Raw genomic sequence first — 23,118 nt, 5'->3', positions numbered from 1 at the left:
CAAAAACACCGTTTTTTTGTGTAAATTAAAACCTAAACTTTAAATTTACACAAAAAAGCATGTACTTACCGCGAATACTGGAACCATCGATCAGGGAATCTTTATAATACAATCCGGCAACCGCTGTGCTGGGGCCCAGGCAATGCGGTAAATCAACCCTGGTCAAAGAGTTGCTGAAGGAAAAAGAAAAAACACTTTATCTGGATCTGGAAAGGCCTTCCGACCTTCAGAAACTGCAAGACCCCGAATGGTTCCTGAGCACCCAAACCGACAAACTCATATGCCTCGATGAAATCCAGCGGGTGCCTGAGCTATTCCCCGTACTGCGCAGCCTCATCGATACCACCGCAAAGAAAGGCATGTACCTTATTTTAGGAAGTGCATCACGGGAGCTGATCAGGCAAAGTTCAGAATCATTAGCTGGCAGAATTAGCTTCAAGCGCTTGACACCTTTTCTTTTCGCAGAGATCAGCGACCGGGTTAGCCTGGAGACCTATTTATACAGAGGAGGATTCCCACTCAGCTTACTGGCGCCAAAAGAGGAAGTCTCCTTTGATTGGAGGCAGGACTTTATCAGCACTTTTCTGGAGCGTGACCTACTGCAGTTTGCAGGTTTTACACCCCGGACTATGCACCGGCTATGGCAAATGCTTGCCCATACTAATGGACAAACGATAAACTTCAGTAAGCTGGGAAGCGCCCTGGGCGTTAGCAATACCACCGTCAGAAAGTATATTGATTTGCTCGAAGGGACCTTCATGCTCCTGCAAGTGCCCCCGTACGAACGAAACACCAAAAAAAGGCTGGTCAAATCGCCAAAAGTTTATATCTCGGATACAGGCATAACCACGGCCCTGCTCCAACTAAAAAATTTCGAGCAGGCAGCTGGCCATCCAACCTTTGGTTCCCTTTGGGAAACAACGGTACTGGCCAACCTGAAAGGCCATTTTCCCAATCTGGACTATTCCTTTTACCGGACTAACCATGGCGCAGAAATAGATTTCGTTTTATCCAATGGCCATAAGACCGCAGTGGTGGAATGCAAAGCCTCCGTTGCACCCAAGCTAACCTCCGGCAATTACGCCTCCCTCCGGGATATCAATCCCGACCACTGCTATATTGCTGCACCGGTACCTTCCGGATATCCTAAGGAAGAGGGAATTGAGGTGGTCTCGCTACATGAATTAATATCTAATATCGGCGAAATGCTCACCTGACTGAAAAGGTCAATCGACCCAATACCAAACTATTCCCATCCTGACGTGGATCGGGGGTGGAAGTTTTATCTTTTCCTTTGCAAAATAATAGTGCCCCACCGACCGGCACCGACCGCCCCAAGCCACCGCCCCGGCAGACCCAGCCCGGAAGACCCCGCAACAGACCAACCTCGACCTCCCCCAGGAAAAGCATGGCACCGTCCCGCCAAGGTTGAGGTTGAGGTTGAGGTTGAGCACCAGCCTGCGTCACCCCAAGCCACGGCCGCTTTGCGACCGCCTCCAGGCAGACCAAGCGACCGGCACTCCGAGACCCACCGACTGGCAACGCTCGAAAGTAATTGCCCACGCTGCCCCTCAATCCCCTAAAGGGGAAGAACCACCCGCACCAACACCCAATTACCCGTTTTCACCCCATTTCCCATGTTGGAAAGAAAGCTTCATTAAAAGCAAAGCGCCCCCGGAACCACCGACCGGCACCGCTCGCCACTTTTACATTTTTCAGTTTTACATTTCCGAAGCGCAGCAAGGCCCGTATGGGTACAGTTCTCTGTTTTACAGTTCCAAACCACAGCCCATGCCCCGTTAGGGGCTAAATGTCGGTAACACCCAAGACCAACCATCGCCTCGTGCCGTAGGTACGAAATGTGAACGCCAAGGCTACACCAGCTGGGCACTGCTTACAGAACGCCGGGGGAAGGGAGAGCCCCCGGCGTTCCGATTTCCCAAGCCTCCCCGACCGGCACCGCTCGCCCCCAAGCCACCACCCCGGCAGACCAAGCTCCGAAGACGCCGCCTGGCCCCCGGCCTTGCAGCGTTTAGCGGATTGGGCTGCGAAAAACCGTGAAGAACGGCTCATTGTTTGAGCCAATGCCTGCAACCAAACTGAAAACCCAGCACTACGCTATTCCCCACAATTCCTATGACCACAATGCACTAAGGCGAGTTTGAGCAGTTTAGGTTTTTCGCAGTTCAATCCGCGTTAAGAACGATGTCCCGGTATAACCGGGAATTTTTGTTTCCTCCGCCTGCCGTAGCTTAAGCGCCAGTATCCATTCGTAGGGACTTATCCGTAGGGATTTATCCGTATGGACTGGCCCGTATGGGAAGGCAGGTTCATCCAGGAAAAGAAAATGTAATATTTGCGCCTAGCCACTGCCCCGGCAGCCACCCCCAGGAAGACCCCGCCTGGCCCCCGGCCTTGCAGCGTTTAGGGAAAATCGCAGGCAGACGACGGCCACACAGTGGCGCGGATACACTGTTTGAGCCAATACGCCCACACAACCTGAAAACCCGGCATCAAGCTATTCCCCACGCCCCCATAACCCACCACGCATCAAGGCGAGTTTGTAGGCGCGAGTCGGCTGTCTGCGATTTTCCCGTTAAGAACGATGCAGAGCCGTGATTTTTGTTTCTTTTCATCCAGGAAAAGAAAATGCTAGATTTGCCCCAAGCCACCGCCCCGGCAGCCACCGCCCAGCCCTCAACATCATCCTCGCAAAGACCCCGCCACAGACCAACCTCAACCTCCCCCAGGAAAAGCCCGGCACCGCCCCGCCAAGGTTAAGGCATACCACCTAACCAAGCCTACACTCAAAGTATACCCTAACAGCCCAGCCCAAAACCAAAGCAGCCCAAGCCACGCCATACGCGCAGCCCGGGCTACTCCTTTACAACAGTCTAAAACGTATCTCTTACCGGACGAACATCAGCTCCCGGTACTTGATCAATGGCCACTCCCGGTCATCCACCAGGTACTCCAGGCGGTCAGCATAGGTGCGGATCTCCTCCATCAACGGCTTGATCTCGTAGCAGTACGCCTTCGCCATCTCATTGGCATCCTCCAGCTCGTTGGCATCCCGGCGGGCAATCGTCATCTCATTGACTTTCTGCTTGATGAGGCTGATGTTTTCCGCAATCAGCTTGATAATGTCCAGCTGTGCCTTGTACTCATTTTCGGTCAGCCCCAGCTCCTTGATCTTCACGGCACCATCCGCCAGCTGCCCCTGATAGGCAATCGCAGCAGGCAAAATGTGGTTGATCACCATCTCGCCCATAGTGCGGGCCTCGATCTGCAGCTTGATGATGTAGTTCTCATTCATCACCTCGTAGTGGGCGTGCAGCTCCTTCTCTGTGAATACCTTGCTCGACGTGAACAGCTCGATCGCCTCCTCCGACTTGTAGGCATTCAGGGCATCCGGCGTGTTCGGCGTGTTCGCCAGCCCCCGCTTTTCAGCCTCCCGCTCCCAGGCTTCGCTGTAGCCGTCGCCTTCAAAACGGATGGCCCTCGACTCCTTGATGTAGCGGCGCAGGATCGTCAGAATGGCTGCATCCCGCTCCTGCCCTTTGTCCATCAGCTCCTTCAGCTCCGCATTGAACAGCTCCAGCTGACGGCCCACAATCGTGTTCATCACCGTCATCGGTGCCGCGCAGTTCATCGTAGAGCCCACCATGCGGATCTCAAACTTATTGCCGGTAAAGGCAAAAGGAGACGTCCGGTTACGGTCGGTATTGTCCAGCTCCAGGTTCGGGATCTTATTCAGCAGATCGATCACTTCCTTCACGCCCGCCTCATCCAGGGTCGCCCCGTTCTCAATGCTGTCGAGGACTTTGGTGAGGGTATCGCCGATAAAGACGGAAACGATAGCCGGCGGCGCTTCATTGGCTCCCAGACGGTGGTCATTGGAAGCCGAAGCTACGCTGGCACGCAGGATGTCCGCATACTTGTGCACAGCCTGAATGGTATTCACAAAGAACGTCAGGAAGCGCAGGTTGCTGCCCGGCTTCTTGCCCGGCGACAGCAAGTTGCTGCCCGTGTTGGTCGACATCGACCAGTTGTTGTGCTTGCCCGAGCCGTTCACGCCTGCAAAGGGCTTCTCGTGCAGCAGCACCCGCAGCTTGTGGCGGCGCGCCACGCGGTCCATCAGGTCCATCAGCAGCTGATTGTGGTCGACGGCGAGGTTGACTTCCTCGAACATAGGCGCCAGCTCGTACTGCCCGGGGCCTACCTCATTGTGGCGGGTACGTACCGGGATGCCCAGCTTGTGGCACTCCGTCTCCAGGTCGCGCATGTAAGCGTACACCCGCTCCGGAATGGAACCAAAGTAGTGGTCGTCCAGCTGCTGCCCCTTAGGCGAGTGCTTGCCCAGAAGGGTGCGGCCCGTCAGCAACAGGTCAGGACGGGCATTGAACAGCGCTTCGTCCACCAGGAAGTACTCCTGCTCCCAGCCGAGGGTGACCCAGACTTTGGAGACCTGCTCGTCAAACAGCTGGCATACCGGGATGGCGGCCTGCTCCAGATAGGACTGCGACTTCAGCAACGGTAGCTTGTAGTCGAGGGAATCCCCCCCGTAAGTGACGAAGATGGTCGGGATGCAAAGGGTCTTGCCCTCCCCTACTTCCAGGATAAAGGCCGGTGAAGAGGGGTCCCAGGCCGTATAGCCGCGGGCTTCGAAGGTGGACCGCAGCCCGCCACCGGGGAAAGACGAGCCATCAGGCTCCTGCTGAACAAGGGTATCACCGGTGAACTCTTCCACTACCTCCCCGTCCGGGCGCAGGGTGAAGAAGGAGTCGTGCTTCTCTGCCGTACGGCCCGTCAGCGGCTGAAACCAGTGGGTGTAGTGGGTGGCACCGTGGTCCATCGACCAGCGCTTCATGGCATCGGCAACGACGTCGGCATCCTCGCGGGACAGCTTGGCACCCGATTCGATCGCCAGCTTCACGTTGCTGAAGGCTTCTTCGGTCATGTATTCCTTCATGGCTTTGTCGTTGAAGACATTACAGCCGAAGAAGTTGGAAATCTTGGGGTCGGGTACGTCTACGTACTCCAACTCAAACCCGGAACGATTAAGGATAGTATCCAGGGCTTGGAATCTGGAAAGGCTCATAGAAATATGCTTAGTTTTAAGTTTTAAAAAAAATGCGATCCCAGGGTTGATGAATGCTGATGTGTTTTCCTTCAAAAATCCTGAAATGCTATTATAGTTCCTATAATTTTCAATTGCTCTAAAGGTAACAAACTTTGGTGGCCCGTGGTAGCTATACTTGCCCCATTTTGGAAAACCTGCCAGGGGGCCCAGGCTGCTCCCAGGGGAGGTTGAGGCTGACCTTGGGCTGCACCCGGACCGAGGCTGAGGTTAAGGTTTAGGTTAAGGACCAGGCTGCGTCACCCAGTGCCACGGCCGCTTTGCGACCGCCTCCTGACGACCCACCGACCGGCAACGCTCGCCCCCGAGCCACCGCCCCGGCAGCCACCGCCAGGAAGACCCCGCCTGGCCCTTAACCTCATCCTCGCAAAGACCTCGCCACAGACCAACCTCAACCTCCCCCAGGAAAAGCATGGCACCGCCCAGCTGAGGTTGAGGTTGAGGTTAAGGCTGAGGACCAGCCTGCGTCACCCAGTGCCACGGCCGCTTTGCGACCGCCTCCTGACGACCCACCGACCGGCAACGCTCACCCCCGAGCCACCGCCCCGGCAGCCACCGCCAGGAAGAACCCGCCCGGCCCTCAACCTCATCCTCGCAAAGACCTCGCCACAGACCAACCTCAACCTCCCCCAGGAAAAGCATGGCACCGCCCAGCTGAGGTTGAGGTTGAGGTTAAGGCTGAGGACCAGCCTGCGTCACCCAGTGCCACGGCCGCTTTGCGACCGCCTCCTGACGACCCACCGACCGGCAACGCTCGCCCCCGAGCCACCACCCCGGCAGCCACCGCCAGGAAGACCCCGCCTGGCCCTCAACCTCATCCTCGCAAAGACCTCGCCACAGACCAACCTCAACCTCCCCCAGGAAAAGCATGGCACCGCCCAGCTGAGGTTGAGGTTGAGGTTAAGGCTGAGCACCAGGCTGCGTCACCCAGTGCCACGGCCGCTTTGCGACCGCCTCCTGACGACCCACCGACCGGCAACGCTCGCCCCCGAGCCACCGCCCCGGCAGCCACCGCCAGGAAGACCCCGCCCGGCCCTTAACCTCATCCTCGCAAAGACCTCGCCACAGACCAACCTCAACCTCCCCCAGGAAAAGCATGGCACCGCCCAGCTGAGGTTGAGGTTGAGGTTAAGGCTGAGGACCAGCCTGCGTCACCCAGTGCCACGGCCGCTTTGCGACCGCCTCCAGGCAGACCCAGCGACCGGCACTGCTAGCCCCAAGCCACCGCCCCGGCAGCCACCCCCAGGAAGACCCCGCCTGGCCCTCAACCTCATCCTCGCAAAGACCTCGCCACAGACCAACCTCAACCTCCCCCAGGAAAAGCATGGCACCGCCCAGCTGAGGTTGAGGTTAAGGCTGAGGACCAGGCTGCGTCACCCAGTGCCACGGCCGCTTTGCGACCGCCTCCAGGCAGACCCAGCGACCGGCAACGCTCGCCCCCAAGCCATCCCCCCGGCAGCCCCAGCCCGGAAGACGCCTCGACCGGCACTGCTCGCCCCAAGCCACCGCCCCGGCAGCCACCGCCAGGAAGACCCCGCCTGGCCCTCAACCTCATCCTCGCAAAGACCTCGCCACAGACCAACCTCAACCTCCCCCAGGAAAAGCATGGCACCGCCCAGCTGAGGTTGAGGTTGAGGTTAAGGCTGAGCACCAGGCTGCGTCACCCAGTGCCACGTCCGCTTTGCGACCGCCTCCTGACGACCCACCGACCGGCAACGCTCGCCCCCGAGCCACCGCCCCGGCAGCCACCGCCAGGAAGACCCCGCCTGGCCCTCAACCTCATCCTCGCAAAGACCTCGCCACAGACCAACCTCAACCTCCCCCAGGAAAAGCCCGGCACCGCCCAGCTGAGGTTGAGGTTGAGGTTAAGGCTGAGCACCAGGCTGCGTCACCCAGTGCCACGTCCGCTTTGCGACCGCCTCCTGACGACCCACCGACCGGCAACGCTCGCCCCCGAGCCACCGCCCCGGCAGCCACCGCCAGGAAGAACCCGCCCGGCCCTCAACCTCATCCTCGCAAAGACCTCGCCACAGACCAACCTCAACCTCCCCCCAGGAAAAGCATGGCACCGCCCAGCTGAGGTTGAGGTTGAGGTTAAGGCTGAGGACCAGGCTGCGTCACCCAGTGCCACGGCCGCTTTGCGACCGCCTCCAGGCAGACCCAGCGACCGGCAACGCTCGCGCACAAGCCACCGCCCCGGCAGCCCCAGCCAAGAAGACGCCTCGACCGGCAACGCTCGCCCCAAGCCACCGCCCCGGCAGCCACCGCCAGGAAGACCCAGCCTGGCCCTCAACCTCATCCTCGCAAAGACCTCGCCACAGACCAACCTCAACCTCCCCCAGGAAAAGCATGGCACCGCCCAGCTGAGGTTGAGGTTGAGGTTAAGGCTGAGGACCAGGCTGCGTCACCCAGTGCCACGGCCGCTTTGCGACCGCCTCCTGACGACCCACCGACCGGCAACGCTCGCCCCCGAGCCACCGCCCCGGCAGCCACCGCCAGGAAGACCCCGCCTGGCCCTCAACCTCATCCTCGCAAAGACCTCGCCACAGACCAACCTCAACCTCCCCCAGGAAAAGCATGGCACCGCCCAGCTGAGGTTGAGGTTGAGGTTGAGGTTAAGGCTGAGGACCAGGCTGCGTCACCCAGTGCCACGGCCGCTTTGCGACCGCCTCCTGACGACCCACCGACCGGCAACGCTCGCCCCAAGCCACCGCCCCGGCAGCCACCGCCAGGAAGACCCCGCCTGGCCCCCGGCCTTGCAGCGTTTAGGGAAAATCGCGGAGGAGCGGCGTTCACGCAGTGACGTGGATACACTGTTTGAGCCAATACGCCACACAACCTGAAAACCCGGCATCAAGCTATTCCCCACGCCCCATTTTCCCACCCTGCACCAGGGCGAGTTTGTAGGCGCGAGTCGTCTGCCTGCGATTTTCCCGTTAAGAACGATGCACAGCCGTGATTTTTGTTTCTTTTCATCCAGGAAAAGAAAATGCTAAATTTGCGCCAAGCCACCGCCCCGGCAGACCAAGCGACCGGCAACGCTCGCCCCCAAGCCACCGCCCCGGCAGCCCCACCCAGGAAGACCCCGCCCGGCCCTCATCCTCAACCTCATCCTTGCTACAGACCTTGCCCCAGCCCAAACCCTACAGCTCCAACAAGACTGCCCCCGGACTTTACCGGAGGCAGAAAATTGCATACTTCTATGCAGGAACTATAAGGTCAATGTATAGTCATTACGGGTTTAAGCCGGCTGCATCACATCGGCCGAGCGGACGGTCCTGATGATGCGCGCCGCCACCTTGTAGGGGTCTGCAGCAGAGTTCGGGCGGCGGTCTTCCAGCCAGCCCTTCCAGCCATTCTCCACCGTGGCGATCGGGATGCGGATAGACGCGCCCCGGTCAGAAACCCCGTAGCTGAATTTGTCAATCGATTGCGTCTCGTGCAGCCCGGTCAGGCGGAGGTGGTTGTCCTCCCCGTATACCTCGATGTGCGCCTTGATGACTTCCGGCGTGGCACCGAAGGCCTGACAAACCGTATCGTACACCTCGCGGCTGCCCGCCTCCCGCAGCAGGGAGTTGGAGAAATTGGCGTGCATGCCCGATCCGTTCCAGTCGCCCTGCAGAGGCTTGCAGTGCCAGTTGATGCCCAGGCCGTACTTCTCAGCCGTACGCTCCAGCAGGTAGCGGGCCACCCATACCTGATCGCCAGCCTCGTGCGCGCCTTTGGCAAACACCTGAAACTCCCACTGCCCGGCAGCGACTTCTGCGTTGATGCCCTCGATATTCAGCCCGGCATCGATGCACAGGTCGAGGTGCTCCTCGATGACCTCCCGGCCGTAAGCATTGCCGGCGCCCACGGAGCAGTAGTAAGGCCCCTGCGGCCGCGGATAGCCATTGGCAGGGAAGCCCAGCGGCTTGTTGGTCTCCAGGTCCCAGAGGAAGTATTCCTGCTCGAAGCCAAACCAGAAGTCGGCATCGTCATCATTAATCGTAGCCCGGCCATTGGTCGGGTGAGGCGTGCCATCCGCATTCAGTACCTCGCACATCACCAGGAAGCCCGCCCGGCGGTCGGGGTCCGGATAAATCGCTACGGGCCTGAGCAGACAGTCGGACGCACCGCCCTCCGCCTGATTGGTGGAGCTGCCGTCGAAGGACCACATCGGGCAGTCCTCCAGGGCACCACTAAAGTCTTTTACAATCTTGGTTTTGGAACGCAGCCCCTGCGTGGGCTCAGAACCGTCCAGCCAAATGTACTCTAACTTTGATTTTGCCATGATCTATTCAAATTTTGTGGTCAATGTCAGTTGTAAACGATGTTGGGCATACACTCCATAAGGAGAATACCCAACCGGGTTTTAAAAAGCGTAAACCGCCGCCAGCATAAAGGAAGCCAGGGAAGCCACCGGCTCAAGGGCGGTATTCACAAATACATCGTCCTCCGAAGCCGTGTCCAGCCGCAGTTCCGGGATCAGCGTCAGGTTGCCGATGGTAATATTCCCGGAAAGGGTCAGTGCCATAATGCTGCCGTTTGCATCTGCATCATAAGAGCCAATAATGCCGTAACCGCCGTTGGCTTCCGCGAAGTACTCCCCGCGCAGCCCAAGGGCAAAGGTTTCGGATGCCCGGTACTGCAGGTAAGCCGCCGCGCCGTAGAAGCTGTTGCCATCACCGCTGTCGGCCACAATCTCGCCCTGCTCAATATGCTCGCCCATAGCGGTCGTATTGTAGGTCGTATTCAGCCCCAGGTAGAAAGCTTCCGTCAGGTCCCAGCCCGCGGTCAGGTCTACCTGAAACAACGCACCGGCAGACGCCAGCCCTTCCTCCGTATCCCCGTCCGTCAGGCGGCCATCCTGATCGCCGTACAGGAGATTGAGGTAAACGCCCTTGTAGCCGATCTGACCGCCCAGGCTGTAGGTGCCCACCGGGTTGAACTCCGTAAAGTCGGTCGGATTGAAAACCCCCAGCATAAAGGACAAATCGTCACTGACCGCAAAGTCAGCCTTGATGCCCGTATGGGAAAACGGCCCCCAGGAAAACATATAGGAGGTCGAGTAATTAAAATTGCCGGTAGGGGAAATGACCTCATACCCCAGAAAGGTATTGAAGTCTCCCATCGTCAGGGTCAGCTGATCGGTCGCTTTCCAGTACACGTAGAGCTGATTGACAACGTTGTTGGGCGCGCCGGAGGCAAAAACAGCGTCCACCCCCCGGGGGCCAAAGACCAGATCGCCAACCACCCCGCCCCGCTGCCCTTCCCAGGCACCGATGAGGTTGAACATGCCCATGCCGAAGCCCGGTGCATACGCAAATGCCGTATTGGGGGCCGGCGCACTGTGGGCCGGGTCGTTGTTGGCCGTCAGATTGGCCCGGTAGTAAACATCGGCACTGCCCGAAAGCGTAAAGCCCGGCTTTTCCGCCCCTTCTTCCGCTTCCAATTCGGTTGCCGGTACGGCCTCCATGCTGAGGTCGGCGGCATCCTGACTGTAAAGGCTCAGATGCAAGATTTCAAAGAACAATAGTAAAAGGAGTGTCTGAATTTTCATGATGACTAAAGGTTTAGGCTATGCCGGGGCTTCACCCTCCGGGCAGCAGTTGCGCTTTAAGCGAATGCTCAGCATAGACTTGGTGTGAAAAATGAGGCTTGAAAAATGGCGCACAGCAAATGCATGCTGCAAAACACATGTGGCCGACCTCACCCAAACACACAAACCTTTTGGAAAAAGTGACACTTTCCCCTACCTTTGTGATTACCAAGCGTGGAATTCGGTCCGCCGACTTCTGCGGGGGCTTCCGGCGCCAATCCGGAAGCCTTTTTTGTTGGTGAGCACCGGCCGCCAATGACCGGCGCTCCCCTGTTTTTTCATACTAATCCAGTACAACGCAGGGCTGTACTATTTCATCAGCTGATAAGCCGGCTCCGTCACCGTGCCCGCTTCATAAGCTTCCATATCGTGCTCGGCCACGTCCAGACCGCGCTCTTCTTCTTCCTCGCTGACGCGGATGCCGATCGTCACCTTGAGGATATACATCAGCCCGAAGGCAAAGGCGAAGGTGAAAGCCCCCACCGCCAGGGTGCCGTACAGCTGCGTCCACAACTGCCCCAGCCCGGCTTTGGCACCGAAAATGCCTACCGCCAGAGTGCCCCAGAGCCCGCACATCAGGTGGACGGAAGTGGCGCCCACGGGGTCGTCGATCTTGATACGGTCAAAGAAGACCACAGAGACCGGGATGATCAGCCCGGCAATACCACCGATCATGATGGCCTCCATAGGGCTCATCAGGTCGGCCCCGGCCGTGATGCCCACCAGGCCGCCCAGGATACCGTTGAGGACCATGGACAGGTCGTGCGACTTGAAGAGGAAGTAGGACAAAAAGAAAGCCCCTACCGCCCCGGCCGAAGCCGCAAGGGAAGTCGTTACAAACACCAGGGAGACCGCCACCGGATCAGCCGACAGCACCGAGCCCCCGTTGAAGCCGAACCAGCCGAACCACAGGAGGAAAACCCCGATTGCCGCCAACGGCATGCTGTGCCCCGGAATCGGCTTGATGCCCCCGTTTTTCTGATACTTGCCCCGGCGTGCGCCCAGCAGCAATACGGCCGCGAGTGCGCCCCAGCCGCCTACTGCGTGCACCAGCGTGGAGCCCGCAAAGTCGTAAAAGCCAGCCGCATCCAGCCAGCCCGCACCCCACTTCCACATGCCGGTAATGGGATAGCTGATGGCCACGAACAAGGTCGCGAAAACCAGGAAGGCATTGAGCTTGATGCGCTCCGCTACCGCCCCGGAAACGATGGTCGCCGCCGTAGCCGCAAACATGCCCTGAAATATAAAATCCGTGTAGTAAGTGTAGCCGCCATCTGCGTAGGCAATCCCGCCTGCGTCCCCTTCCGGCATCGACAGCCCAAAGCCGCCAAAGCCAAAGAAGCCGCCTTCATTCACACCCGGATACATGAGGTTGAAGCCCACAATAAAGTAGGTCAGCAGCCCAATCGAAATGATCATCGCATTCTTGAAGAGAATGTTGACCGTGTTTTTCTTCTGTACAAAGCCAGCTTCCAAAGCCGAAAAGCCCAGGTGCATCACAAAGACCAGCACCGTCGAAACCAACATCCATACATTATTTGCCGTGAATAATGCCTGATCCATAAACGTAGTCGTTAAAGTAGTTCTTCAAATAGTTCCTCACACAGAATACTCCGCTGGCTTTCGCCAAACAGCATTTACTGCACTGCTCCAATGGCAGACAGTCATTTCTTAAAGCATAATTTGGTATTGGTAAGACAGGGCTAATTCGTCAGCGCAGGCCTCAGCAGAGGACTGGCTAAATTTTAGCAAAAAGGGAGATAAATAAGGTTGTGCAGCAGCGTAGTAAACAGGTTAAGCGTAATCTCTTCTAAAGTGCCTCCGCATTGGTTTCCCCGGTGCGGATGCGGACGACGTGCTTTACATCATAGACAATGATTTTGCCATCCCCCACCTCGCCCGTACGACCGGAAGCACTGATGGTTTTGACAATATCATCGACCTTTTCGTCCTCACACAGAATATCGAGCTGTAAACGGGCAATATAATCAGCATCGTAAGTGCTGCCCCGGTAAGTCATCTTGGGGCCAATCTGCAGCCCAAAGCCCTTGACTTCCGTAAGGGTAAAAAAACGTACCCCAATACCCGCCAGCGCATCCCGGATTTGCTCAAAACGGGACAACCTGATGATCGCTTCTATTTTTTTCATTTTGTCAATCCTTTAAAGTTTTGTCAACTTTTGGCCGGGCCTGCGGAACTGTATTCTGTGATAATTACAAATGTAGCGCATGATACTCCCCCAATATAGCTACTTTTGTTTTTTGATGTGATGCCCAAAACCAAACCACAAACCCTAACCCCCTGTTTTTCAAAACTATAAAATCTGTTTAATGTGCCACTAAACACCAAACGCGACCACCTGCTCCACCTCATTCAGTCCATGACCCGGGCCGAAAAGCGCAACTTCAAGCTCTACGCCAGCCGCTACCAGGGCGACGCCACCTTCGTGCAGCTCTTCGACCTCCTCAATCAGATGGACACCTACGACGACAAGGCCATCCTCGATGCCCTGCCCATTTCCCCCCGCAACCTCCCCAACCACAAACGCCACCTCTACCAGCAGCTCCTCAAGAGCCTCCGCCTGCTCTACATCAAGCGCGATATTGAGATTTTCATACACGAGCAGATCGACTTCGCCCGCATTCTCTACAGCAAAGGCATGTACATGCAGGCCCTGCGTACCCTCGAAAGCGTCAAAAACAAAGCCGAAGCCCACCATCAGGACGTCCTCCACCTCGAAATCATCGAATTCCAGAAGCTCATCGAAGCCCGCCACATCACCCGCAGCCGCCGCGTGGCCAACAAAATGGAAGGCCTCCTCGAAGAAGCCAGCCACCGCAGCCGCATCGCCCACTCCAGCAACCTCTTCTCCAACTTCAACATACAAATCCAAGGCTGGTACATCGAGCACGGCCATGTGAAGTCCGAAAGCGAAGTCGCCAACGTGCAGGCCTTCTTCGAAGCCCATATCCCCCAGGAGCACCTCAACGGCCCCCTCACCTTTTTCGAGAAAGCCAACCTCTACCAGGGCTATATGTGGCATCAGTACATCCTGCTCAACTTCGATGACGCCCTGATCTACGCCCAGCGGTGGGCCGCCCTGTTCCGCGAAGACCCCCAGATGCAGGAAAAAGACCCCACCCTCTACATCCGCGCCCTCTACTATAATATGGTGCTCCACTATATGCTCGACGATGCCGAATCCCTGCGCGACTGCCTCACCGGCTTCGAAGCCTTCTACCACGGCACCGCCCCCGCCCTCGACGCCACCGCCCGCTCCACCGCCCGCGTCTACCTCCACCTCAGCCACCTCAACCACGCCTTCGTCAGCCGGCAGTACCAGGACGGCATACAGCTCATCCCCACCCTCAAAAAAGAGCTCCGCCTCCTCGAAGCCCAGACCGACGTCCACCGCATCCTCCTCTTCTACTACAAATTCGCCTACCTCCACTTCTGCGACGGGCAGTACGAAGCCGCCCTCGACTACCTCAACGAGATCATCCACCTCAAAGCCGGCTCCCTGCGCGAAGACCTCCTCCACAACACCCGCATGCTCCACCTGTTGTGCCACTACGAGCTCGGCAACTACCGCCTGCTCGACTACCTCCTGCGTGCCGTGCAGCGCCTCTTCGCCAAAGCCACCGACCTCAGCCCTATGCTCGCCCGTACCCTCCGCTTCCTCGCCGAGCTGTCCAACAAGCCCCTGTCCGAGCACACCGCCGCCTTCCGGCAGTTCCACGCCGCCCTGCAGCCCTTCCTCCACAGCCCCTTCGAGCGCAAAGCCATCCACTACCTCGATGTCCCCGCCTGGGTGGAAGGCAAGGTAGGGCGACGGATGGGGAATGCTTAGCCACGGAGGCACGGTGGCAGGGAAGAGCACGGAGGCGAGGGCAAGGTTGAGGTTGGCCCAGTGCAAGGCCTGACCGAGGTTGAGGTTAAGCGCCCAGGTGCCGCCCTCCAGAGGCCCCACCGATCGGCACCGCTCGCCCCCAAGCCACCACCCCTGCAGACCCAGCCCGGAAGACGCCTCGACCGGCACCGCTCGCCCACCAAGGCTAAGGTTGAGGTTGAGGTTGAGCACCAGCCTGCGTCACCCAGTGCCACGGCCGCTTTGCGACCGCCTCCCGGCAGACCAAGCGACCGGCACTGCTAGCCCCAAGCCACCGCCCCGGAAGACCCCGCCCAGAAGACCCCGCCTGGCCCCCGGCCTCATCCTCGCAAAGACCTCGCCACAGACCAACCTCAACCTCCCCCAGGAAAAGCATGGCACCGCCCAGCTGAGGTTGAGGTTGAGGTTAAGGCTGAGGACCAGCCTGCGTCACCCAGTGCCACGGCCGCTTTGCGACCGCCTCCTGACGACCCACCGACCGGCAACGCTCGCCCCCGAGCCACCGCCCCGGCAGACCAAGCCCAGGAAGACCCAGCCTGGCCCTCAACCTCATCCTCGCAAAGACCTCGCCACAGACCAACCTCAACCTCCCCCAGGAAAAGCATGGCACCGCCCAGCTGAGGTTGAGGTTGAGGACCAGGCTGCGTCACCCAGTGCCACGGCCGCTTTGCGACCGCCTCCTGACGACCCACCGACCGGCACTGCTCGCCCCAAGCCACCGCCCCGGCAGCCACCGCCAGGAAGACCCCGCCTGGCCCTCAACCTCATCCTCGCAAAGACCTCGCCACAGACCAACCTCAACCTCCCCCAGGAAAAGCATGGCACCGCCCAGCTGAGGTTGAGGTTGAGGTTAAGGCTGAGGACCAGCCTGCGTCACCCAGTGCCACGGCCGCTTTGCGACCGCCTCCCGGCAGACCAAGCGACCGGCACTGCTAGCCCCAAGCCACCGCCCCGGCAGCCACCGCCAAGAAGACCCCGCCTGGCCCCCGGCCTTGCAGCGTTTAGGGAAAATCGCAGGCAGACGACGGCCACGCAGTGGCGCGGATACACTGTTTGAGCCAATACGCCCACACAACCTGAAAACCCGGCATCAAGCTATTCCCTGCGCCCCCATAACCCACCACGCACCAAGGCGAGTTTGTAGGCGCGAGTCGGCTGTCTGCGATTTTCCCGTTAAGAACGATGCAGAGCCGTGATTTTTGTTTCTTTTCATCCAGGAAAAGAAAATGCTAGATTTGCCCCCAAGCCACCGCCCCTGCAGACCCAGCCCCGAAGACGCCTCGACCGGCACCGCTCGCCCACCAAGGCTAAGGTTGAGGTTGAGGTTGAGGTTGAGGTTGAGGTTGAGGTTGAGCACCAGCCTGCGTCACCCAGTGCCACGGCCGCTTTGCGACCGCCTCCCGGCAGACCAAGCGACCGGCACTGCTAGCCCCAAGCCACCGCCCCGGCAGCCACCGCCAAGAAGACCCCGCCTGGCCCCCGGCCTTGCAGCGTTTAGGGAAAATCGCAGGCAGACGACGGCCACGCAGTGGCGCGGATACACTGTTTGAGCCAATACGCCCCACCAACTTGAAAACCCAACACCAAGCTATTCCCTGCGCCCCCATAACCCACCACGCACCAAGGCGAGTTTGTAGGCGCGAGTCGGCTGTCTGCGATTTTCCCGTTAAGAACGATGTCCCGGTATAACCGGGAATCTTTTGTTTCTTTTCATCCAGGAAAAGAAAATGTAATATTTGCGCCTAGCCACCGCCCCGGCAGACCCAGCCCCGAAGACGCCTCGACCGGCACTGCTCGCCCACCAAGGCTAAGGTTGAGGTTGAGGTTGAGCACCAGCCTGCGTCACCCAGTGCCACGGCCGCTTTGCGACCGCCTCCCGGCAGACCAAGCGACCGGCACTGCTAGCCCCAAGCCACCGCCCCGGCAGATCAACCCCAGGAAGACCCCGCCCGGCCCTTCTCCGTCCGACGTAGCTTTAGCGCCAATATCCATCCGTATGGACAAGTTATGGGGAGTCGGAAACCTCATCCTAGCAAAGACCTCGCCCCAGACCAACCTCAACCTCCCCCAGGAAAAGCCCGGCACCCCCCAGCCGAAGGAAAGACAACCCCAAAAAACCACCACCCCTTGCCCCACCACTCAATAAATCATAACTTGCAACGTACAATTCCAATATTCAAATGGCCCAATCCATCAAAATACCCATCCACCAGCTCAACGAAGACAAACTCAAAGAGCTACAGGAAAAATATCCCGGCGCAGAAGTCAACCTCACCCTCCCTGCACAGCCCAACGACCACCTGAGCGAAACAGACTTTTGGGCAATTATCGGGCTATTCAACTGGGAAGCAGCATCCGACGAAGCCATCGTCCAACCCGCCATAGAAACACTGGCAAAAATGCCCACCCCGGCTATCTATAGCTTTGCCGACTTGCTTTCTGAAAAACTATACCTCCTCGACCAAAAAAAATACGCCCTCCATATCGGAGAAGACGCCTGGCAGCCCCATACCTATTTCTCCGTAGATAACTTCCTCTACGCACGGGCCTGCGTCATCGCCAACGGAAAAGACTATTACGACAAAGTAAGCGCCCATCCGGAAGCCATGCCCAAAGACATGACCTTCGAGTCTATACTCTATATCGCCAGTGAAGCCTTCGGGCTGCAGCGCGGCAAGCCCTTTGACTATATCCCCGCCTACCCTATTGAAACCTACAGCAACAAAGCAGGCTGGCCAGACTAAGTCCTATGGCAAAGCACGGAAACAGCCTGAACAACGACAAAGAGCACCACCTCTACGCTATTCATGACCGCAAGGAAAAGGACATTTTCAAATACGGCATCAGCGACAAACCCATAGGAGAAGATGGCTATTCTGCAAGAATGCGGGAGCAAATCAACTACCTCAATGCCGCCGTCGGTATTATCCGCTACGTTGGAGAAGTCCTCCTGAAAGGTATCATCGGAAGAAAAAAAGCACGCCAAATCGAAGACCAGTACATCGAAGCTTACGAACAGCAAAAAGGCAGGAAACCGCGGGGCAACAGGAAATAATTCAAAATACGCCCCCTGCGCCCCCAGACCCACCGACCGGCACTGCTCGCCCCAAGACCCCGCCCCGGCAGACCCCGCCAAGGCTAAGGTTGAGGTTGAGGTTGAGGTTGAGGACCAGGCTGTGTCACCCAGGGGCACGGCCGCTTTGCGACCGCCTCCCGGCAGACCAAGCGACCGGCACTCCGAGACCAACCGACCGGCAACGCTCGCCCCAAGCCACCGCCCCGGCAGACCCCGCCAAGGCTAAGGCTAAGGCTAAGGCTAAGGTTGAGGTTGAGGTTGAGCACCAGCCTGCGTCACCCAGTGCCACGGCCGCTTTGCGACCGCCTCCTGACGACCCACCGACCGGCAACGCTCGCCCCAAGCCACCGCCCCGGCAGACCCAGCCCCGAAGACCCCGCCTGGCCCCCGGCCTTGCAGCGTTTAGGGAAAATCGCAGGCAGACGACGGCCACGCAGTGCGCGGATACATTGTTTGAGCCAATACGCCCCACCAACTTGAAAACCCAACACCAAGCTATTCCCTGCGCCCCCATAACCCACCACGCACCAAGGCGAGTTTGTAGGCGCGAGTCGGCTGTCTGCGATTTTCCCGTTAAGAACGATGTCCCGGTATAACCGGGAATCTTTTGTTTCTTTTGCATCAAGGCAAAAGAAAATGTAATATTTGCCCCCAAGCCATCCCCCCGGAAGACCCCGCCCCGAAGCCCCCGCCCGGCCCCCGGCCTTGCAGCGTTTAGGGAAAATCGCAGGCAGACGACGGCCACGCAGTGGCGCGGATACACTGTTTGAGCCAATACGCCCACACAACCTGAAAACCCGACATCAAGCTATTCCCTGCGCCCCCATTTTCCCACCACGCACCAAGGCGAGTTTGTAGGCGCGAGTCGGCTGTCTGCGATTTTCCCGTTAAGAACGATGCACAGCCGTGATTTTTGTTTCTTTTCATCCAGGAAAAGAAAATGTAATATTTGCCCCCAAGCCACACCGACCGGCACCGCTCGAAAGCAACCGCCCACGCTGCCCCCACCGACCGACGAAGCCTAAAGCGCCAATACTGGCCCGTCCATACGGATAAATTATGGAAAGCCGGCCAATCCCCTAACGCCTTCGCATCAGCTTCGGCGCTCAGAGAAACAGGAAGAACCCACGCATACAACACCACAAAAATATAGAACCAAAAAAACATAAAATCCTGGAACCACCCCACTCCGCCAAGCGTTCCAATAAAGAAAATAAGAATAGAATAATGAATATCAATCAACTATACCATACTTACCTAAGCCAACTCAATTGGAAAGAAAAACTGGAGCTCGCTGAGTTACTCATGCAGTCTACGATCGAATCTATAAAACAAAAAAACCAAGCTAGACCTCAACAAAATGACAAAGACCCTGAATACACCCCACTTCAAAACAAACTGCTCAACGGTCCGGTAATGGCTAATGAAGACTATGAACTTTACCTGGAGAAAAAGAAACACTTCGATAAGTGGAAGTAATTACACTAGATACCTCCGTCCTGATCAGCTACTACAGGTCAAACGACAAAAAGACCAGTTTTCTTTTTGACCTGGCAGGTAAATACAGCTTCACAATTCCCGCAATCGTAAAATACGAGGTATTTAAAGGCGATAAGAACCAAGACCCTTTCTGGAGAGAACTATTATCTGATATCCCAGTCTTACCCTTTGATGACGCCTGCTCAAAAACAGCCGCCAAAATCTACCTGGATTTGAAAAAACGAAGTCAACTCATCCCAACTGATGACATCCTGATTGCGGCAACGGCCATCAGCAATAATTTACCGTTGGCCACTATCAACGTCAAAGATTTTTCAAGGATTGAAAACCTCAGCCTCCTAACACCGCCATAGGATAAAAGCAGAAAGAAAAAGGTTAGCGTAGGTTTGGAGGTGCACTTCGGCTGATAACCAAAGCCTTGTGAATGGACTGACCTGTCCATACGGACAAGTCCCTACGGATAAGTCCATACGGATAAATTATGGGAAGTCGGCCGATTCCCCAACACCTTCGCATCAGCTTCGGCGCTCAGAGAAAGGGGAAGAACCGCCCGCACCAAAACCCAATTACCCGTTTTCACCCCATTTCCCATCTTGAAAAGAAACCTTCATTAACAGCGAAGCGACCCCGGAACCACCGACTGGCACCGCTCGCCCCAAGCTACCCCCAGCTAAAGGTTAAGGTTGGTCCACAAAGCAGCCCCACCAAGGTTAAGGTTCAGCGCCAGCCTATGTCCCCCAAAGCAACGGGCGCTTCGCGACCGCCTCCCGCAGACCAACCCACCGGCAACGCTCGCCCCAAGACCGCACCACTGGCACCGCTCGCCACTTTTACATTTTCCAGTTTTACATTTCCGAAGCGCAGCAAGGCCCGTATGGGTACATTTCTCTGTTTTACAGTTCCAAACCACAGCCCATGCCCCGTTAGGGGCAAAATGTAGGTAACACCCAAGACCAACCATCGCCTCGTGCCGTAGGTACGAAATGTGAACGCCAAGGCCACACCAGCTGGGCACTGCTTACAGAACGCCGGGGGAAGGGAGAGCCCCCGGCGTTCCGATTTCCCAAGCCTCCCCGACCGGCACCGCTCGCCCCATGCCACCGCCCCCTGCAGACCCCGCCCCGAAGACCAACCCTAGCTCCCCCGCAGGAGACCGCAAACGGTCGACCCAGGAAGACCCCGCCCAGCCCTCAACCTCATCCTCGCAAAGACCCCGCCCCAGACCAACCTCAACCTCCCCCAGGAAAAGCTAGGCACTGCCCAGCCGAGGTTGAGGCTAAGGTTAAGGTTTCCGACTCCCCATAACTTGTCCGTATGGACCTGTCCGTATGGATAAATTATGGGAAGCCAGCCAATCCCCTAACGCCTTCGCATCAGCTTCGGTGCTCAGAGAAAGGGGAAGCCCCCCACCGACCGACGAAGCCTTACACAAAGTCACCCTACACCTCCCATTACAAAAAACAACCCAAAAGAAAAACCCCAAAAAAATTTGGCACTCTCAAAACCCCTTCGTTTTTTTGTACCGTCTAACACATGACAGGGCAAACACAACGAACATTCCCAACACTGCTTGTCAGCATTCCCGCTGATAAAACAGTCCTGATTTATTCCAGTTGATAAGCCCTTGCGACTTATCGTTGGCGAAGCCGTAGGGGCAGGGCGATGGCAAGGGAAAGGTTGAGGTTGAGGATAAGGTTGAGAGTCCAGGCTGGACCTCCCAAGCGGCGACCGCTAACGGTCGCTTCCTGCAGCAGACCCCGGATCGTTTCAACCTCACCCTCGGTACAGACCAAGCCTAAGAACAACCTCAACCTAACCCAAGAAAACCCCAGACCACCATACGCTACCAATCCTTCACCGAAATGCCCGTCTGGCAAAAAGCAAATAACCTGGCTACCGAAGTCTTCCAGCTGACCGTACCTCTGCCCCGATCAGAAGACTATGGATTGACCTCGCAAATCAGAAGATCTTCTAATAGCGTCTCCGGTAATATTGCAGAAGGGTTTGGCAGGCATACTTCAAAAGACAAAAGCTTTTTTTATACCATCGCCCGTGGATCAGCATTCGAAACTCAAAGCCACCTCCTTTACGGACAACAGGTTGAATATTTCACACCGGAAAAGGTCGAAAACCTCTATCAGGAATATAGTGTCCTGATTTTGGAATTAAACCGGTTGATGAGGGCGTTGGGGTGAGGGCAAGGGCAAGGGCAAGGGCAAAGGTTGAGGTTGAGGTTGAGGATAAGGTTGAGGTCCTGGCTAGGCCTCCCTGGCGGCGACCGCTAACGGTCGCTCCCCCGCAGCAGACCCCGCATGGTCTCAACCTCATCCTCGGCACAGACCAAGCATGAGACCAACCTCAACCTGGACCCAGGGCAAAGGTTGAGGTTGAGGATAAGGTTGAGAGCCCAGGCTAGGTCTCCCTTGCGGCGACCGCTAACGGTCGCTCCCTGCAGCAGACCCCGGATCGTCTCAACCTCATCCTCGGTACAGACCAAGCATGAGACCAACCTCAACCTAGCCCCAGGGCAAAGGTTGAGGTTGAGGATAAGGTTGAGAGCCCAGGCTAGGTCTCCCTTGCGGCGACCGCTAACGGCCGCTCCCCCGCAGCAGACCCCGCATGGTCTCAACCTCATCCTCGGCACAGACCAAGCATGAGACCAACCTCAACCTGACCCAGGGCAAAGAGAGGTTAAGGTTAAGGTTGAGGGGCTACACAACGGCTCCCAGGCGGCGACCGCTAACGGTCGCTTCCTGCAGCAGATCCCGGATGGTCTCAACCTCATCCTCGGCACAGACCAAGCATGAGACCAACCTCAACCTGGACCCAGCACAAGCATTCCAATACTAATTACAGAATGAAAATACTTATTACCGGCACCGCAGGCTTCATCGGCTACCACCTCGCCAACCGCCTAACCGCCCGCGGCGACCAAGTCACCGGCCTCGACATCATCAACGACTACTACGACCCACAAGTCAAATACGACCGCCTCAAAAGCGCGGGGATCAATACCGATGCCATAGCCTACGGCAAGCCCGTTAAAAGCACCACCCACGACAACTACCAGTTCGTCAAGCTGGACCTGGTGGACCGGGAAGGGCTCGATAAACTCTTCAAAGCGGAAAAATTTGATGCGGTAGTTAACCTGGCCGCACAGGCGGGCGTGCGCTACAGCCTCATCAACCCGCAGGCGTATATCGATAGCAATATCATCGGATTTACCAATATACTGGAGTGCTGCCGCCACCACGAGGTTGGGCACCTCGCCTACGCCTCCAGCTCCAGCGTGTACGGACTGAATGAGAAAATGCCGCTGTCGACGGCCGATAATGTGGACCACCCCATCTCCCTCTACGCGGCTTCCAAAAAGAGCAACGAGCTGATGGCGCATACTTACAGCCATCTGTTTGGGCTACCGACTACCGGGCTCCGCTTCTTCACCGTCTATGGCCCCTGGGGCCGGCCGGATATGGCGCTTTTCCTGTTCACCGAAGCCATGCTCAAGGGCGAGCCCATCAAAGTCTTCAACCACGGCAATATGGTGCGCGACTTTACTTACGTGGATGATATCGTGGAGGGCGTGGTGCGCGTCATCGACAACCCACCAAAGGGCAACCCGCAGTGGACCGGCGCGGCTCCCCTGCCTGACTCCTCCGTGGCGCCATGGAAGGTCTACAATATCGGGAATAACAACCCGGTGAAGCTGATGGACTTTATTAAGGCGATTGAGGAGAAACTGGGGATTACGGCAGAGAAAAATATGATGGATATCCAACCGGGGGACGTGCCCGCGACTTATGCGGATGTGCAGGACCTTATGGATAACTTTGGATATAAGCCTGGGACGAGTATTCAGGCAGGTATTAGTCAGTTTGTGGATTGGTACCTTGAGTACTATAAAATCTAAAACCCAGTAAAATAAATATATC

Annotated in this window: 14 protein-coding genes and 1 pseudogene; 9 read left to right on the top strand and 6 right to left on the bottom strand. The window is 57.4% G+C overall.

Going from position 1 to position 23,118, the window contains the following annotated elements; translation table 11 throughout:
* Positions 1 to 122: 122 nt before the first annotated feature.
* Together ACO08I_RS28420 and ACO08I_RS28415 are read left to right on the top strand one after the other, a co-directional pair.
* Positions 123 to 458 (top strand): annotated as a pseudogene (locus ACO08I_RS28420) (AAA family ATPase); the annotation flags it as partial.
* Positions 444 to 1,217 (top strand): ATP-binding protein, encoded by a 774-nt coding sequence (locus tag ACO08I_RS28415; protein ID WP_421949736.1) that lies wholly within the window; start codon positions 444 to 446, stop codon positions 1,215 to 1,217. The pseudogene ACO08I_RS28420 and the gene ACO08I_RS28415, both read left to right, overlap by 15 nt.
* Positions 1,218 to 2,908: 1,691 nt before the next feature.
* Here the strand turns inward: ACO08I_RS28415 and ACO08I_RS28410 are convergent.
* The 5 genes from ACO08I_RS28410 to ACO08I_RS28390 all read right to left on the bottom strand — a co-directional run bounded on the left by ACO08I_RS28410 (position 2,909) and on the right by ACO08I_RS28390 (position 12,870).
* Positions 2,909 to 5,101 carry a glutamine synthetase III gene (locus tag ACO08I_RS28410; RefSeq protein WP_421947858.1) on the bottom strand — a complete coding sequence of 731 codons (2,193 nt, stop codon included), beginning with the start codon at positions 5,099 to 5,101 and terminating at the stop codon, positions 2,909 to 2,911.
* Between the two features lie 3,280 nt (positions 5,102 to 8,381).
* The gene (locus ACO08I_RS28405) at positions 8,382 to 9,413 is read right to left on the bottom strand and encodes a glutamine synthetase beta-grasp domain-containing protein (RefSeq protein WP_421947857.1); all 1,032 of its coding nucleotides are present in this window, start codon (positions 9,411 to 9,413) and stop codon (positions 8,382 to 8,384) included.
* An 81-nt stretch (positions 9,414 to 9,494) separates the two neighbouring features.
* Positions 9,495 to 10,682 carry a porin gene (locus tag ACO08I_RS28400; protein WP_421947856.1) on the bottom strand — a complete coding sequence of 396 codons (1,188 nt, stop codon included), beginning with the start codon at positions 10,680 to 10,682 and terminating at the stop codon, positions 9,495 to 9,497.
* Between the two features lie 348 nt (positions 10,683 to 11,030).
* Complete coding sequence (locus ACO08I_RS28395) at positions 11,031 to 12,284, bottom strand: ammonium transporter (protein WP_421947855.1); 1,254 nt, start codon at positions 12,282 to 12,284, stop codon at positions 11,031 to 11,033.
* Between the two features lie 247 nt (positions 12,285 to 12,531).
* Positions 12,532 to 12,870, bottom strand: a complete 339-nt coding sequence (locus tag ACO08I_RS28390) for a P-II family nitrogen regulator (protein WP_044224544.1) — start codon at positions 12,868 to 12,870, stop codon at positions 12,532 to 12,534.
* Positions 12,871 to 13,053: 183 nt separating this feature from the next.
* Here ACO08I_RS28390 and ACO08I_RS28385 point away from each other — a divergent pair, with 183 nt between their 5' ends.
* From ACO08I_RS28385 to ACO08I_RS28375, 3 genes are all read left to right on the top strand, one after another.
* Positions 13,054 to 14,571, top strand: a complete 1,518-nt coding sequence (locus tag ACO08I_RS28385; RefSeq protein WP_421947854.1) for a hypothetical protein — start codon at positions 13,054 to 13,056, stop codon at positions 14,569 to 14,571.
* A gap of 2,219 nt (positions 14,572 to 16,790) precedes the next feature.
* Positions 16,791 to 17,354, top strand: coding sequence for a DUF4240 domain-containing protein (locus ACO08I_RS28380; protein ID WP_421947853.1), 564 nt, complete (start codon positions 16,791 to 16,793; stop codon positions 17,352 to 17,354).
* Positions 17,355 to 17,359: 5 nt separating this feature from the next.
* A complete protein-coding gene (locus tag ACO08I_RS28375; protein ID WP_421947852.1) occupies positions 17,360 to 17,665 on the top strand; it encodes a hypothetical protein in 306 nt (101 codons plus the stop codon).
* A 735-nt stretch (positions 17,666 to 18,400) separates the two neighbouring features.
* On the opposite strand, the gene ACO08I_RS28370 is transcribed toward ACO08I_RS28375, so the two are convergent.
* Positions 18,401 to 18,928 carry a hypothetical protein gene (locus ACO08I_RS28370; protein ID WP_421947851.1) on the bottom strand — a complete coding sequence of 176 codons (528 nt, stop codon included), beginning with the start codon at positions 18,926 to 18,928 and terminating at the stop codon, positions 18,401 to 18,403.
* On the opposite strand from ACO08I_RS28370, the gene ACO08I_RS28365 reads away from it, so the two are divergent.
* From ACO08I_RS28365 to ACO08I_RS28350, 4 genes are all read left to right on the top strand, one after another.
* Positions 18,914 to 19,165 (top strand): hypothetical protein, encoded by a 252-nt coding sequence (locus ACO08I_RS28365; RefSeq protein ID WP_421947850.1) that lies wholly within the window; start codon positions 18,914 to 18,916, stop codon positions 19,163 to 19,165. The two genes, ACO08I_RS28370 and ACO08I_RS28365, sit on opposite strands and share 15 nt — an antisense overlap.
* Complete coding sequence (locus tag ACO08I_RS28360) at positions 19,156 to 19,539, top strand: type II toxin-antitoxin system VapC family toxin (RefSeq protein WP_421947849.1); 384 nt, start codon at positions 19,156 to 19,158, stop codon at positions 19,537 to 19,539. The genes ACO08I_RS28365 and ACO08I_RS28360 overlap by 10 nt, the downstream gene beginning before the upstream one ends.
* 1,509 nt (positions 19,540 to 21,048) lie before the next feature.
* Entirely contained in the window at positions 21,049 to 21,381 is a 333-nt protein-coding gene (locus ACO08I_RS28355) for a four helix bundle protein (RefSeq protein WP_421947848.1), read from the top strand.
* A 662-nt stretch (positions 21,382 to 22,043) separates the two neighbouring features.
* Positions 22,044 to 23,096 (top strand): NAD-dependent epimerase, encoded by a 1,053-nt coding sequence (locus ACO08I_RS28350; protein WP_421947847.1) that lies wholly within the window; start codon positions 22,044 to 22,046, stop codon positions 23,094 to 23,096.
* The last annotated feature ends 22 nt before the right edge of the window (positions 23,097 to 23,118 follow it).

It is taken from the genome of Phaeodactylibacter xiamenensis (genome assembly GCF_965229835.1).
Lineage (GTDB): Bacteria > Bacteroidota > Bacteroidia > Chitinophagales > Saprospiraceae > Phaeodactylibacter > Phaeodactylibacter xiamenensis.
This window is presented reverse-complemented; position numbering and strand designations above follow the sequence as displayed.

Bases quoted from the DNA above. Each gene is read 5' to 3' on its own strand.
- ACO08I_RS28410 (WP_421947858.1), bottom strand. From the start codon at position 5,101: ATGAGCCTTTCCAGATTCCAAGCCCTGGATACTATCCTTAATCGTTCC.
- ACO08I_RS28405 (WP_421947857.1), bottom strand. From the start codon at position 9,413: ATGGCAAAATCAAAGTTAGAGTACATTTGGCTGGACGGTTCTGAGCCC.
- ACO08I_RS28400 (WP_421947856.1), bottom strand. From the start codon at position 10,682: ATGAAAATTCAGACACTCCTTTTACTATTGTTCTTTGAAATCTTGCAT.
- ACO08I_RS28395 (WP_421947855.1), bottom strand. From the start codon at position 12,284: ATGGATCAGGCATTATTCACGGCAAATAATGTATGGATGTTGGTTTCG.
- ACO08I_RS28390 (WP_044224544.1), bottom strand. From the start codon at position 12,870: ATGAAAAAAATAGAAGCGATCATCAGGTTGTCCCGTTTTGAGCAAATC.
- ACO08I_RS28380 (WP_421947853.1), top strand. From the start codon at position 16,791: ATGGCCCAATCCATCAAAATACCCATCCACCAGCTCAACGAAGACAAA.
- ACO08I_RS28375 (WP_421947852.1), top strand. From the start codon at position 17,360: ATGGCAAAGCACGGAAACAGCCTGAACAACGACAAAGAGCACCACCTC.
- ACO08I_RS28365 (WP_421947850.1), top strand. From the start codon at position 18,914: ATGAATATCAATCAACTATACCATACTTACCTAAGCCAACTCAATTGG.
- ACO08I_RS28355 (WP_421947848.1), top strand. From the start codon at position 21,049: ATGCCCGTCTGGCAAAAAGCAAATAACCTGGCTACCGAAGTCTTCCAG.
- ACO08I_RS28350 (WP_421947847.1), top strand. From the start codon at position 22,044: ATGAAAATACTTATTACCGGCACCGCAGGCTTCATCGGCTACCACCTC.